This is a genomic window from Streptomyces zagrosensis, from assembly GCF_014203645.1.
Classification (GTDB): Bacteria; Actinomycetota; Actinomycetes; order Streptomycetales; family Streptomycetaceae; genus Streptomyces; species Streptomyces zagrosensis.
Genome location: NZ_JACHJL010000030.1, coordinates 21,153 through 34,050, shown reverse-complemented (window position 1 = coordinate 34,050; position 12,898 = coordinate 21,153). Strand labels below are relative to the sequence as shown.

The following is a 12,898-nucleotide window of genomic DNA, read 5'->3' as shown; positions in this document are numbered from 1 at the left end:
GCGCATCCGCGATGGAGCTCACGCCTTCGGCGCACATCGATACCTTCGCCCGTGACCATCTGCCGCCCGTGCACCAGTGGCCCACGTTGCTGCGCGATCCGCCGGTCCCGGACTATCCGAAGCGGCTCAACTGCGCGGTGGAGTTGCTCGCGGAGACCGATGGCAGGCGCCAGGCGAATCGGGTGGCGCTGCGCGGCGGGGACGGGGAGGTGTGGACCTACGGCGAACTGCGCGGCCGGGTGGATCAGCTCGCGCACACGCTCACGGAAGATCTTGGGGTGCGGCCTGGCAACCGGGTACTGCTGCGCGGCCCGACCTCGCCTTGGCTCGCCGCCTGCTGGCTCGCGGTGCTCAAGGCGGGCGCGGTGGCGGTGACCGTACTGGCCAGCCAGCGGTCCCACGAGCTGGCCACCATCTGCGAACTGGCCCGAATACGGCACGCGGTGTGCGCCGCGGAGGTCCTCGACCATTTGCAGCGGGCCGGCGTGCCGGGGCTGCGGATCGCCGCGTACGGCTCGGGCGCACCAGACGATCTGCTGCGGCTTGCCGCCGCCCGGCCCGGGGCGTACGAGCCGGTGCGTACGTCTGCCGATGACGTGGCGCTGATCGCCTTCACCTCGGGCACCACCGGGCGGCCCAAGGGGTGCATGCACTTCCATCGCGATGTTTTGGCCATCGCCGACACCTTCTCGGCGCGGGTGCTGCGGCCCGCGCCAAACGATGTGTTCGCGGGCAGTCCGCCACTGGCTTTCACCTTCGGCCTCGGCGGGTTGGTGATCTTCCCGTTACGGGCCGGCGCCTCCACGCTGCTCGACGCCTGGGGCGGGCCGGCCAAGTTGTTGCAGGACATCGCGCGACACCGGGTAACGGTCCTGTTCACCGCGCCGACCGCGTACCGGGCCATGCTGGAGCGGCTGGGCGGCCACGACGTCTCCTCGCTGCGGCGCTGTGTGTCGGCGGGCGAGAATCTGCCAGCCGCGGTCTGGCACGCCTGGTACGAGGCGACCGGGCTGCGGCTCATCAACGGCATCGGTGCCACCGAGTTGTTGCACATCTTCATCTCGGCCGCCGATGAGGCGATCCGCCCCGGCACCACGGGCGTTCCGGTGCCCGGCTTTCAGGTACGGGTCGTGGATCACGACGGTGTACCGCTGCCGGACGGCGAACCCGGCCTGCTCGCGGTGCGCGGCCCCACCGGCTGCCGCTATCTCGCGGACGAGCGGCAACGGGAGTACGTACGAGGCGGCTGGAACCTCACGGGCGACACCTATGTCCGCGAACCAGATGGCTACTTCCGCTTCGTGGCACGTACGGACGACATGATCATCTCGGCCGGCTACAACATCGCGGGCCCCGAGGTCGAGGAGGCGTTGCTGCGCCATCCGGACGTGGTCGAGGTGGCGGTCACGGGCCAGCCGCACGAGGTGCGCGGCGCCGTGGTCGTCGCCCATGTGGTGTTACGGGACGGCGTGCCGCCCGGGGCCGGCACGGCCGCGGCGCTCAGGGAGTTCACCCGGGCGGAACTGGCCCCGTACAAGTGCCCCCGCGAGGTCCGCTTCCTGTCCGCACTGCCGCGCACTCCCACCGGCAAGGTCCAGCGGTACCGGCTGCGCGAGGGTGGCCCAAGGACCGCTCTAGAGTGACCGGGTGACCGATCCGCTCGCGCAGTACACCCCGCGTTCCCTGATCGTGACGTACTACGGTGCGTACGGCCGTGGCATTGGGCCCGCCTTGGAGGACCGTGGCACGGGGAACGGGCCGGGCGGCCGTGGCGCAGGCAGCAGCGCAGACGGCACCGTGCCGGTTGCTACGTTGATCCGGCTACTCGGCGCGGTCGGCGTGGACCCGCCATCGGTGCGCTCGGCCGTCTCCCGGCTCAAGCGGCGCGGGCTCCTGGTCGCCGCGAAGACGGCGGATGGGGCCGCCGGATACGCGCCGTCCGAGGCCGCTGTCCAACTGCTGGACGACGGTGACCGGCGCATCTTCGGGCGGTTGGACGCTTACTGCTGCGCTACGCGCCCCGGCGCGGGCGGGTTCGCCCAGTGCGCCCGATCCGGCCAGCCCGCTCAGCCCGGCCAGCGCACCCAGCCCGCTCAGCCCGACCAGCCCGCTCAGCCCGGCGAGTCCAGTCGGTCTGCGTCGCGGTCCGCGTCCGCGTCGGGGCTCGGGCCGGCATCCGGGGCCGGCCCCGGGCCCGGACCCGAAAAGGAGCCCGGTGACTGGCTTTTGGCCGTTTTCTCGGTTCCCGAGCAAGAGCGCCACAAGCGGCATCTGCTGCGCTCCCGGCTCGCCCGGCTCGGCTTCGGCACCGCCGCGCCCGGCGTGTGGATTGCCCCGGCCCTGCTGCGCGAGGAGACCCGGCACACCCTGGAGCGGCTCGGCCTGGCGTCGTATGTCGATCTCTTCCAGGGCGAGCACGCCGGGTTCGCGCCCACGGCGGACGCGGTGCGGCGCTGGTGGGACCTGGACGCGCTGGCCGCCCGGCATCACGCCTTCCTCGCCACCCATGAGCCGGTGCTACAGCGCTGGGCGCGCCGGAAGACCGTGCCACCGGCCGACGCGTACCGGGACTATCTGCTAGCGCTCGACTCCTGGCGCGCGCTCCCCTACGCCGACCCCGGGCTGCCTCCTGGGCTGTTGCCCGACGACTGGCCGGGCGAGCGGTCGGCGCGCGTTTTCGCGGGACTGCACGAGCGACTACGGGACGCGGGCGCGGAGTTCGTGCGTACGCAATCGGGCTGAGTGACGAGCCCAGCGCACGAGGGCGAGCGCGCAGCGGTGGACGGGAGCGTACGCGAGCGCACAGTGCGCCGTGAGCGAGGCGGGTGCGGCGCGGTGCCCTTCGCGGCCGACTCGGCGGGCCGCGGCCTCGCAAACCGCACGGGTACCAGTACGAGAGCACTACGAGAGTACGAGGCCCACCCTATGGACATCAGCACGGACCGACCGGGTGGGCACCAGTACGGACCGCATAAGGTGCTGATCATGCCTACGTCACACAGCCCTCAGAGGCCCCTCCAGCACCGTAAGCACCAACAGCACCATGGCTCAGGGCCGCTTCGTCGAAACAAGGTCTTGGTTGCGGCCGTCGGTATCGGCATGGTCCTCGCCGTGAGCGGATGCAACGACTCCGACAGCGGCGACGACAAGGGCGCCGGCAGCACCGCGCCGAAGAAGCCCGCGTCCGGGGCGCCCGCGCCCGCCTCCTCTGGCGCGACGGACCCCGCGGCCTCGGTGGCCCCCACCGGCGAGCAGCCGCTCGTCGCGGGATGGCAGACGCAGAGCCGCGCCGAGCACCACTTCCGCTACGACGTGCCCGCCAAGGCGGCGCAGTGGAAGCTGCTCACCCAGGACACCGCCCTGTCGTACACCGACGAGAGCGGCAAGCCGATCGTCGTGATGACCGGTGCCGCCAACTACCGTGAGGGCGGCTGCGCGTCGAGCCCCAACCCCAAGGCGCTCGGCGAGGCGGGCAAGGGCCAACTCGCCACGGTTGGCACCACGGGCGGCGGCAAGGACGGCACGCTTCAGGACAACGCCCGAAACTGGGCGGGCAACTGGGGCTTCGCCGCGTACGGCGGTGCGGACCACAAGCCCAAGGTCGAGGTCAGTGAGGCCAAGCCGTGGAAGCGGGGCGGCCTCGACGGCTTCACCGCGACCGCCAAGGTCACCGTTACCAACCGTCCGAGCGCCTGCGTCCCCGCGACGGCCATCGTGCACAGCATCGCGCAGAAGCTGCCGGACGGCACCATGCACGGTTGGGTCATCTACGCCGACCAAGGGGTCCCTAACGCGCTGACCAGCGCCGAGATCAAGAAGGTCATGGACACCGTGCGGTCCACGGACGGCTGACGGCAAACGCACCGGCCTCGGCAGCGGGCCGCACCACGGCCGTCAAGCCCCGTGCGCCGAGCCCGCCCACCGTGCCCCAGGTGCCGCACCCGGGGCGTCGAGCCCCGTCTCGTGGCCCGTCATCGAGCGGCTCGCCGCGGCGTATCGGCGGGCCAACCGTCCGCAGGCGGCGGCGAGTTCCGGTGGGCCGACCACCTCGATATCGCTGGCGAACGTGCCGATCAGGGCGGCGAGTCCGGTCCAGGACCAGGCGCCGAGGGTGAGCCGGCACCGGTTGGCCGTGACCTCTTCCACCATGGCGCCGCCGGGGGCCCAGCGGGCGACCACGGCCGCGGGGGCGTCGAGCAGCACCTCGCCGCGGCAGGGCCAGTGGCCGGGGGCGTCGCCCCGGTCGAGCTCGCCGGTGATAAACGTCGTCAGGTCGGCACTCGGCATCTCGCGGGGCGAAAAGCGGACCCCGGTGGGCGGGCCGAGGGTGATGCGGTCGGCCCGAAAGGCCCCCCACTCGCGCCGCTCCACGTCCCACGCCACGAGGTACCAGCGGCCCGACCAGACGGCGAGGCGATGCGGCTCCAGGCGGCGCGCTGATGACCGGCGCGGCGCGGCGCTTTCGTCCTCGGGCGGGTCCGCCGCGCTCGCGTAGTCGAGTACCAGCACCGCACCGTCGTGTACGGCGGTGCCAAGGGCGAGCAGCAGCGGGGAGTCGATCGGGGGCGCCGCGAAGTCCCAGGCGTTGCCGATCGAGGTGACGTGCACCGCGTCGATCCGGTGGCGCAGATGCGTCGGCATCACCTGGCGGACGGTGGCGAGCGCGCGGGCTGCGGCCTCCTCGATGCCAACGACGGTGGTGGGCGCGGTCTGAAGCGCCACGGCGACGGCTATCGCCTGGTCGTCGTCGAACAAAAGCGGCGGGAGCCTGGTGCCCGCATCCAGCCGGTACGCGCCACCCGGCCCCCTGCTGACGCGTACGGGATAGCCGAGTTGCCGCAGCCGGTCGATGTCCCGGCGCAACGTACGCGAGCTCACCTCCAACCGCTGCGCCAGCGCCGTGCCTGACCACTCCCGCCGCGACTGGAACAGGGAGAGCAGGAGCAGCAGCCGTGCCGAGGTCTCCGCCATGGCTCGATCCTGACATAAGAAGCATGAGAGGCGGACAGTATGTGGCCACCTCTGCTGCGACGGTGATCGTATGACCCCCTTTCCCACGCAGAGCGGCGAGGCTGCCCCCGGCGCGCCAAGCCCACCCCAACCCGCCACGGTCTCCGGTCGCTCGGCGGTGATCGCGCTGGTCGTGGTGCTGGTCGCCGCATTCATGGAACTCCTCGACGCCACGATCGTCAGCGTGGCGGCCCCCGTCATCGCCAGGGACCTCGCGGCGAGCGAGGCCGCGGTGCAGTGGATGGTCGCTGGCTACACCCTGGCGCTGGGCGCGGGGTTGATCACCGGTGGCCGGGTAGGCGACCAGTTCGGACGACGCCGGGTCTTCCTCCTCGGCCTGGCATCGTTCGCCCTCGCGTCCGCCGCCTGCGCCTTCGCGGCGAACCCGGCAACGCTCATCTGCACCCGCGTCGCACAGGGTGTGGCGGGCGGCCTGATGGTCCCGCAGGTGTTCGGGATCATCCGCTCGGTCTTCCCACCGGCAGCGCGGGCCCGGGCGTTCGGTGCCTACGGCGCGGTTCTTGGGCTTGCCTCGGTCGCGGGGCCGCTGCTCGGTGGTCTGCTCGTCGAAGCGGACGTCTTCGGCCTGGGCTGGCGCACCATTTTTTGGATCAACGTTCCCATCGCGCTCATCGGCCTCGTGCTGGGCGCCCGGGTGCTGCCCGAATCGAGCACGTCCGACCGTACGCGGCTCGACCTGCCAGGCGCGGCCCTCGCCGCGGCCCTCGCGGTGCTCGTCTTGCTGCCCCTGGTGCAGGGGCGCGACTGGGGCTGGCCCTGGTGGGGCTTTGCCCTGCTGGCCTTGGCCGTGCCCACAGGAGCGCTGTTTTGGTGGCGGGAGCGGAACCTGGTCGCCGGCGGTGGGCAACCCATCCTCGATCCGGCGCTGTTGCGCGTACGGGCGTTCAGCGGGGGGCTCGCCGCCTCCGGGTTGTTCTTCGGGGCACTCGGTTCGTTCTTCCTCATGTTGTCCCTGTACCTCCAGTGGGGCACCGGGCGTTCGGCCTGGCAGACGGGACTTGTCATCCTGCCGTACGCGATCGGCTCAATCATCACCTCCGGCATCGGCGTGCAGTTCGCGGCGCGCGCTGGGCGCACGCTCCTCATCTCCGGGGCGCTCGTGCTGGCCGCATCACAGGTGCATCTGCTACTGGTCGTACGAAGCGGGGCAGAGCCTTCCTACTGGCAGTTGGCCGCTCCGCTGTTCATCGGCGGGCTCGGCCTTGGGCTGACGGCGCCCTCGCTGATGAATGTGGTCCTCGCCGGGGTGCCGGCGAAGGACGCGGGCGCCGCGGGCGGCGTGCTCACCACCGTTGGCCAGCTGGGCAACTCCCTGGGCGTGGCCGCGCTCGGCGTGCTGTTCTTCGCCGAACTCGACGCATCGTTCGGCGACGGCGCGCCGCCGCACGCCGCCTACGGCGACGCCCTGACCGCGGTCCTCCCTTGGCAGGTTGCGTGCTACCTCGCGGCGGCGGCCCTGATGCTGCTGCTACCCAAGGCGGCGAAGCCCGACTGACGGTCGGCCCGGCCGACGTCACGGCCGGGCCCCGGGGTGTCGGCGGCGGCCGTCAGTCGCGGCCCGCGCCGGGTGTGGGGCCGCTCAGGGTCAGGCGCGGCCTGGGGTCGCCCGTGCGTCCCGTGGGTGGTCTGCGGCTGCCCGCCCGGTACTGCACCGGCCAGGGTGCGCCAGGCCCGGAGTACCCCTGCTCTGCCGCCGCGTGCAGGGTCCAGTGCGGGTCGTACAGATGCGGCCTGGCCAGCGCGCACAGGTCAGCGCGCCCGGCGAGCAGCAGGGAGTTGACGTCGTCCCAGGAGGAGATGGCGCCCACGGCGATGACCGGGAGGCCGAGTTCGTTTCGTATCCGATCGGCGAACGGAGTCTGATACGAGCGTCCGACCTCCGGCGTCTCGTGGGCGACGACCTGCCCGGTCGATACGTCGATGGCATCGGCCCCGTGCGCGGCGAACGCCGCCGCGATGGCGACCGCGTCGTCCGCCGTGGTGCCGCCGTCCGCCCAGTCGGTCGCGGAGATACGCACCGTCATCGGCGCGTTGGCCGGCCAGACGGCCCGTACCGCGTCGAAGACCTCCAGCGGGTAGCGCAGCCGCCCGGGCAGTTCGCCGCCGTAGCTGTCGGTGCGGTGATTGGTGAGCGGGGACAGGAAACCGGAGAGCAGATAGCCGTGCGCGCAGTGCAGTTCGAGCAGGTCGAAGCCGGCGCGGGCGGCGCGCTGCGCCGCGCGTACGAACTGCTCGCGGATCTCGGTGAGTCCCGCGGCATCCAGAGCCTGCGGAACCTGGTTGACGCCCGGCCGGTACGGCAGCGGGGACGGGGCCACAAGCGGCCAATTGCCGTCCGGCAGCGGCTCGTCGATGCCTTCCCACATCGGCCGGGTCGAGCCCTTGCGACCGCTGTGCCCGAGCTGAACGCCTAGTGCCACACCCGGTGACGCGGCATGCGCGAACTCGGTGATCCGCCGCCAGGCGGACTCGTGTTCCGCCGCGTACAGGCCCGCGCAGCCCGGTGTGATGCGCCCGGTGGGGCTGACGCAGACCATCTCGGTCATCACCAGGCCCGCGCCGCCAAGGGCCCGGCCGCCAAGGTGGACGAGGTGGAAGTCACCGGGGGCGCCGTCGATGGCGGAGTACATGTCCATCGGGGAGACGACGACCCGGTTGCGTAACGTCAGGTCGCGCAACCGCAGCGAGGCGAACATCGGGGGCGTATCGGGCGGCAGCTTCGCCTCGCGCTCAACGGCGGTGACGAAGTTCGGGTCCCGTAGCCGCAGATTGTCGTGGGTGACGCGGCGGCTGCGGGTGAGCAAGTTGAATGCGAACTGCCCTGTTGGCTGGCCGAGATAGTCGGCGAGGTTCTCAAACCAGTCAAGGCTGGCGCGGGCCGCCCGCTGCGTGGAGGCCACGACGGGGCGCCGCTCCGCCTCGTACGCGGCCAGCGCCGCGGCCACCGTGGGCTGCTCCTCCAGGCATGCGGCCAGCGCGAGCGCGTCCTCGACGGCGAGTTTGGTGCCGGAGCCGATGGAGAAGTGCGCGGTGTGGGCGGCGTCGCCGAGCAGCACGATGCGCCCGTGTGACCAGCGCTCGTTGACGACCGTGCGGAACGCCGTCCAGGTGGAGGCGTTGCTGCGCAGTGGCCGGCCGTCGAGCGCGGCGGCGAAGAGTTTGGCGCACTTGTGGGCGGACTCGCGCTCGTCGCAGCGGTCGAGCCCCGCCGCGCGCCACACCTCCTCGCGGGCCTCGACGATGACGGTGCTGGCCCCGGCGCGCGTGCCGGCGCGGGCCTCGGCGCGTACCTCTGTGCGGGCTTCGGCTCGCGTGCCAGCGCGGGCTTCGGGGCTGCGGGCTTCGGCCCAGGCTTCGGCGGGGGTTTTCGCGCGGGGAGGGCCGTCCGGTATGCCGGATGGCGGTAGGGCGTGGGCGTACGGATAACCGTGGAGTTGGAGCACGCCGTGCTCGGTCTCGGCGATCTCGAAGCGGAACGCGTCGAAGGCGAAGTCGGCGGCGAGCCAGATATAGCGGCAGTGGTGGGTGGTCAGGTGGGGCTGGAAGACGTCGGCGTGCGCGCTGCGGGTGGTGCTGTGTACGCCATCGGCGGCGATGACCAGGTCATGATGGCGGGCGAGTTCGGCTGCGGGTGGCGCGGTCGTACGCTCACGCAGCCGGATGCCCAGGGAGCGGCAGCGCTGATGCAAGATCTCCAGGAGCCGCTGCCGGCCGAGCGCGGCGAAGCCGTGGCCTCCGCAGGTGCGCACCTGGCCCCCGCGTACCACGTCGATGGCGTCCCAGCGTACGAACTCGCGGCGCAGCGCCTGGTAGACCACGGGATCGGCGTTTTCGATGCCGCCCAGCGTCTCGTCCGAAAGGACCACACCGAAGCCGAACGTGGTCTGCGGCTCGCCCCGCTCCCAGACGGTGATCTCGCGCTCCGGTCGCAACCGCTTGAGCAGCGCGGCGGCGTACAGGCCGCCGGGGCCGCCACCGATGACCGCGACCCGCGCGGCCGTTGGCGCCGTCACCGCCCCTGCCACTGGGGCGGGCGCTTGTCGGTGAACGCCGCGTGGAACTCGGTGTAGTCGGCGCTGGTCATCAGCAGCGCCTGGGTAGCGGCGTCCAGTTCGATGGCGGCGGCGAGCGGCATGTCCAGTTCGGCGGTGAGCAGCGCCTTGGTTTGCGCGTAACCGAGGGCTGGGCCCTGCGCGAGACGGTGGGCGAGCCGGGTGGCCTCGGCGTCGGCCTGCCCCTCGTCGGTGAGCAGGCTGAGCAGGCCGATCCGCTCGGCCTCGGGGGCACATACCGGCTCGCCTAGCATCAACAGCCGGGTGGCGTGCCCGAGTCCGACGATTCGGGGCAGCAGATAGGCGGCGCCCATGTCACCGCCGCAGAGGCCGACCTTGGTGAACAGGAACGCGAATCGGGCGGTCGGGTCGGCCACTCGGAAGTCGGCGGCCAGCGCGAGCACGGCGCCGGCGCCGGCGGCGATCCCGTGCACCGCGGCGATCACCGGGAACGGGCACTCGCGCAGGGCCCGCACCACCTGCCCGGTCATGCGGTTGAAGTCGAGAAGCGCGTCGGTCTCCATGCCGAGCGTCGCCCCGATGATCTCGTCCACGTCCCCGCCGGAACAAAACCCCCGGCCCGCACCGGCCAGCACCAGCGCGCGTACGGAACGGGCCCTGGACAGCTCGGCGAGCAGGTCCCGCAGATCGGCGTAGGCGCCGAAGGTCAGTGCGTTGAGCTTCTCGGGACGGGCGAGGGTGACGGTGGCCACGGCGCCGTCGAGGGTGAGGCGCAGATGCCGCCACTCCCGCGTATCGGGCGCGGACCCGGTGAACGGACTCATACGCATGGCCTCCTTCGGCCGAACGGTGGGTGCCCGCATCATCTCGAAGCTATCACTGTTATGTGACTGTCGTCATGAGTACGCGATAGCCGAAAGCGGGGCGCCGTCCACGCCGGCAGCGCGGTCCGATCGGGTCGGTACGCGGTCAGCTTTGGGATGAGTTGGTGGAGGCCCGCTTCTGGTGGGGCCCGGATGGCGTGGTGTAGGCGTCGCGTAGGCGCGAGTGGCGTCGCCCGTACGCCGCGTACAGCCCCATCCCCACCAGCAGGAACACCCCGAACTGAAGCCAGGCCGCCGCGCCCGTTCCGTAGATGAGGTAGCCGCAGCAGGCGATGCCAAGCAGTGGGGGCAGCGGGAAGAACGGCATCCGGAAGGGGCGGGCCAAACGTGGGTGGGAGCGGCGCAGGGCGATCACGCTGGTGTTGACCACCACCATTGCGGCCAGCGTGCCGATCGTGGTCAGGTCAAGGACCACGTCCAGCGGCACCACCGCCGCGGGCACAGCGAAGACCGCGGCGACGATCCAGGTGCCCGCTACCGGGGTCGCGGTAGCGGGCGAGATCCGCTCGAACACCCGCGGAATCAGGCCGTCCCTTGACATCGACATCAAGATGCGGGTCTGCCCGTACATCACCGCGAGCACCACCGATGCGATGGCGACGACCGCGCCGAAGGCGATGATCCCGCCGCCCACCGCGGAGTCGGTGACCCGGTTGACGATCAAGGAGAGCGCGGCCGGCTTGCCCGCCACGTCATCCGCGGACATGGCGCCGATGGCGGCGACCGCCACCAGGCAGTACAGCAGCGTGACCACACCGATGCAGATCATGATGGCGAGCGGGATGGTGCGGCGCGGATTCTTCACCTCCTCGCCGGCGGTGGTGATCGCGTCGAAGCCGATGTACGAGAAGAAGGCCACCGACGCCCCAGAGGTCACCCCGGCCACGCCATGCGCCGCGAACGGGGTGAGGTTTCCGGCCTCGAAGGCCGCGAAGGCGATGGCGCAAAACAGCGCGAGGACGCCGAGCTTGAGCACCGCCATGGCCGCGGTCGCACGGGCGCTCTCCCGAACGCCGCGCACCAGCAGCGTTGCGGCCAGCACGATCACCACGACGGCCGGCAGATTGAGGACGCCGCCCTCGCTGGGAGAGGTAGACAGCGCCGCGGGGAGCTGCCAGCCGGTCACGCTGTGCAGCAGCTCGTTCAGATACTGGCCCCAGCCCACCGCGACGGCCGAAACGGAAACCCCGTACTCCAGGAGGAGACACCAGCCGGTGATGAACGCCGCGCCCTCGCCGAGGGTGGCGTACGCATAGGAGTACGAGCTGCCCGAGACGGGGATCGCGCCGCCCAACTCGGCGAACGAGAAAGCGGTGAGTACACAGGTCACAGCGGCAAGGGCGAAGGAGACCACGGTCGCGGGGCCGGCCTCGGCAACCGTGTCCGAGAGTCCGACGAAGATGCCGGTGCCCACGATCGCACCGACGCCGAAGCACACGAGCTGAAACAGGCCCATGGAGCGGCGCAGGCCGTGCCCTTCGAGGTCCGCGCCGGATTCGGCGATGAGCACATCGGGGGACTTGACGCGGGTGAGGCGCGGGCGCATGGGGGGTTCTCTTCTCTGGGTCTGACAGGCGGTGCTGGTTGTGCTGGTTGTACTGGCGGGCTGGCGGGGCGGTGGGAAGCACGAGGTCGGCGGCGGAGCCTTTACGGGGAGCGGTTGGGAGCGGCACAACTCCGGTGGTGGTGGTGCTGGCGGGTGGCGGTGCTGGCGGCCGGCGAGGGCTGGGCCGACCAAGCCGGCTAGCCCGGCAGCGTTAGCGGGCCGGCACAGCACAATGGGGCCCGAGCCGGCAGGCCCGAACCCCACTGAATACGACCATTCTACCCACATGGACTGCATGGTCGCGCATTCAAGCGTATGATTATTCACTCATCGTGCGAGGGTGGCGACCATGATGGCCTTGATCGTGTGCATGCGATTCTCGGCCTCGTCAAAGACCACCGAGTGCGCAGACTCGAAGACCTCGTCGGTGACCTCAAGCGAGGTCAACCCGTGCCGCGCGTGGATTTCCCTGCCGACGCCCGTGCCGAGATCGTGATAGGCGGGAAGGCAGTGCAGAAAACGCACGCCCGGGTTGCCCGTGGCGCGTAGCACGTCCATGGTGACGGCGTACGGGCCGAGCAGCTCGATGCGCTCGTCCCACACTTCCTTGGGCTCCCCCATCGAGACCCAGACGTCGGTGGCGACGAAGTCCGCGCCGCGCACTCCCTCGGCCACGTCCTCGGTCAGCGCGATCCGCGCACCCGACGTCTCGGCGAGCCGCCGGGCGTGCGCCACGATCTCATCGGCGGGCCACAGCGCGCGGGGGGCAACGATGCGTACGTCCATGCCGAGTAGCGCGCCGGTGATCAGATACGAGTGGCCCATGTTGGCGCGGGCGTCGCCGAGGTACGCGTACGCCACCTCGCCCAGCGGCTTCGCGCAGTGCTCGGTCATGGTGAGCACGTCGGCCAGCATCTGAGTGGGGTGCCACTCGTCGGTCAGGCCGTTGTAGACCGGCACGCCGGCGTGCGCCGCCAACTCCTCAACGACGGGCTGGCCCGCACCCCGGTACTGGATCGCATCAAACATCCGACCGAGCACCCGGGCGGTGTCCTTGACCGACTCCTTGTGCCCGAGTTGCGAGCCCGCCGGGTCAAGATAGGTCGTGGATGCGCCCTGGTCGGCCGCGGCCACCTCGAAGGCGCAGCGGGTGCGGGTGGAGGTCTTCTCGAAGATCAGCGCGATGTTCTTGCCGGACAGCCGCTTGATCTCGGCGCCCGCACGCTTGGCGGTCTTCAGCTCGGCGGCCAGACTCACCAGGCTCACGAACTCATCCGCGGTGAGGTCCAACTCCTTGAGGAAGTGACGGCCGAAGAGGTCTGTCGCCATGGCAGGCTCCTAGGTCACAGCATTCGGGAACCTCGGAAGCATATACGAGGATCGGCATTTATATGCGATCGGTGATCAACGCATGTGCTTGCCGG

Annotated in this window: 9 protein-coding genes; 4 read left to right on the top strand and 5 right to left on the bottom strand. The window is 71.1% G+C overall.

Translation table 11 applies throughout. The features are described 5' to 3' along the window. The first annotated feature begins 11 nt into the window (after window positions 1-11). From FHS42_RS33560 to FHS42_RS33550, 3 genes are all read left to right on the top strand, one after another. Window positions 12-1,643 (top strand): AMP-binding protein, encoded by a 1,632-nt coding sequence (locus FHS42_RS33560; protein ID WP_184579654.1) that lies wholly within the window; start codon window positions 12-14, stop codon window positions 1,641-1,643. Window positions 1,644-1,731: 88 nt separating this feature from the next. After that, window positions 1,732-2,742, top strand: coding sequence for a PaaX family transcriptional regulator (locus tag FHS42_RS33555; RefSeq protein WP_446696890.1), 1,011 nt, complete (start codon window positions 1,732-1,734; stop codon window positions 2,740-2,742). Between the two features lie 369 nt (window positions 2,743-3,111). Further along, window positions 3,112-3,852 carry a DUF8017 domain-containing protein gene (locus FHS42_RS33550; protein ID WP_312867152.1) on the top strand — a complete coding sequence of 247 codons (741 nt, stop codon included), beginning with the start codon at window positions 3,112-3,114 and terminating at the stop codon, window positions 3,850-3,852. Between the two features lie 42 nt (window positions 3,853-3,894). Here FHS42_RS33550 and FHS42_RS33545 read toward each other — a convergent pair whose 3' ends face one another. Then, window positions 3,895-4,971, bottom strand: a complete 1,077-nt coding sequence (locus FHS42_RS33545; RefSeq protein ID WP_184579652.1) for a helix-turn-helix transcriptional regulator — start codon at window positions 4,969-4,971, stop codon at window positions 3,895-3,897. A gap of 70 nt (window positions 4,972-5,041) precedes the next feature. On the opposite strand from FHS42_RS33545, the gene FHS42_RS33540 reads away from it, so the two are divergent. After that, window positions 5,042-6,526 (top strand): MFS transporter, encoded by a 1,485-nt coding sequence (locus FHS42_RS33540; RefSeq protein WP_184579650.1) that lies wholly within the window; start codon window positions 5,042-5,044, stop codon window positions 6,524-6,526. Between the two features lie 52 nt (window positions 6,527-6,578). Here FHS42_RS33540 and FHS42_RS33535 read toward each other — a convergent pair whose 3' ends face one another. From FHS42_RS33535 to argF, 4 genes are all read right to left on the bottom strand, one after another. Then, window positions 6,579-9,044, bottom strand: coding sequence for an oxidoreductase (locus FHS42_RS33535; protein WP_312867151.1), 2,466 nt, complete (start codon window positions 9,042-9,044; stop codon window positions 6,579-6,581). Further along, window positions 9,041-9,868: an enoyl-CoA hydratase family protein gene (locus FHS42_RS33530; RefSeq protein ID WP_184579646.1), complete on the bottom strand. Its 828-nt coding sequence runs from the start codon at window positions 9,866-9,868 to the stop codon at window positions 9,041-9,043. The genes FHS42_RS33535 and FHS42_RS33530 overlap by 4 nt, the downstream gene beginning before the upstream one ends. 145 nt (window positions 9,869-10,013) lie before the next feature. Continuing rightward, complete coding sequence (locus tag FHS42_RS33525) at window positions 10,014-11,474, bottom strand: amino acid permease (protein WP_184579644.1); 1,461 nt, start codon at window positions 11,472-11,474, stop codon at window positions 10,014-10,016. Window positions 11,475-11,801: 327 nt separating this feature from the next. Then, a complete protein-coding gene (argF, locus tag FHS42_RS33520) occupies window positions 11,802-12,803 on the bottom strand; it encodes an ornithine carbamoyltransferase (RefSeq protein ID WP_184579642.1) in 1,002 nt (333 codons plus the stop codon). Window positions 12,804-12,898 lie beyond the last annotated feature (95 nt).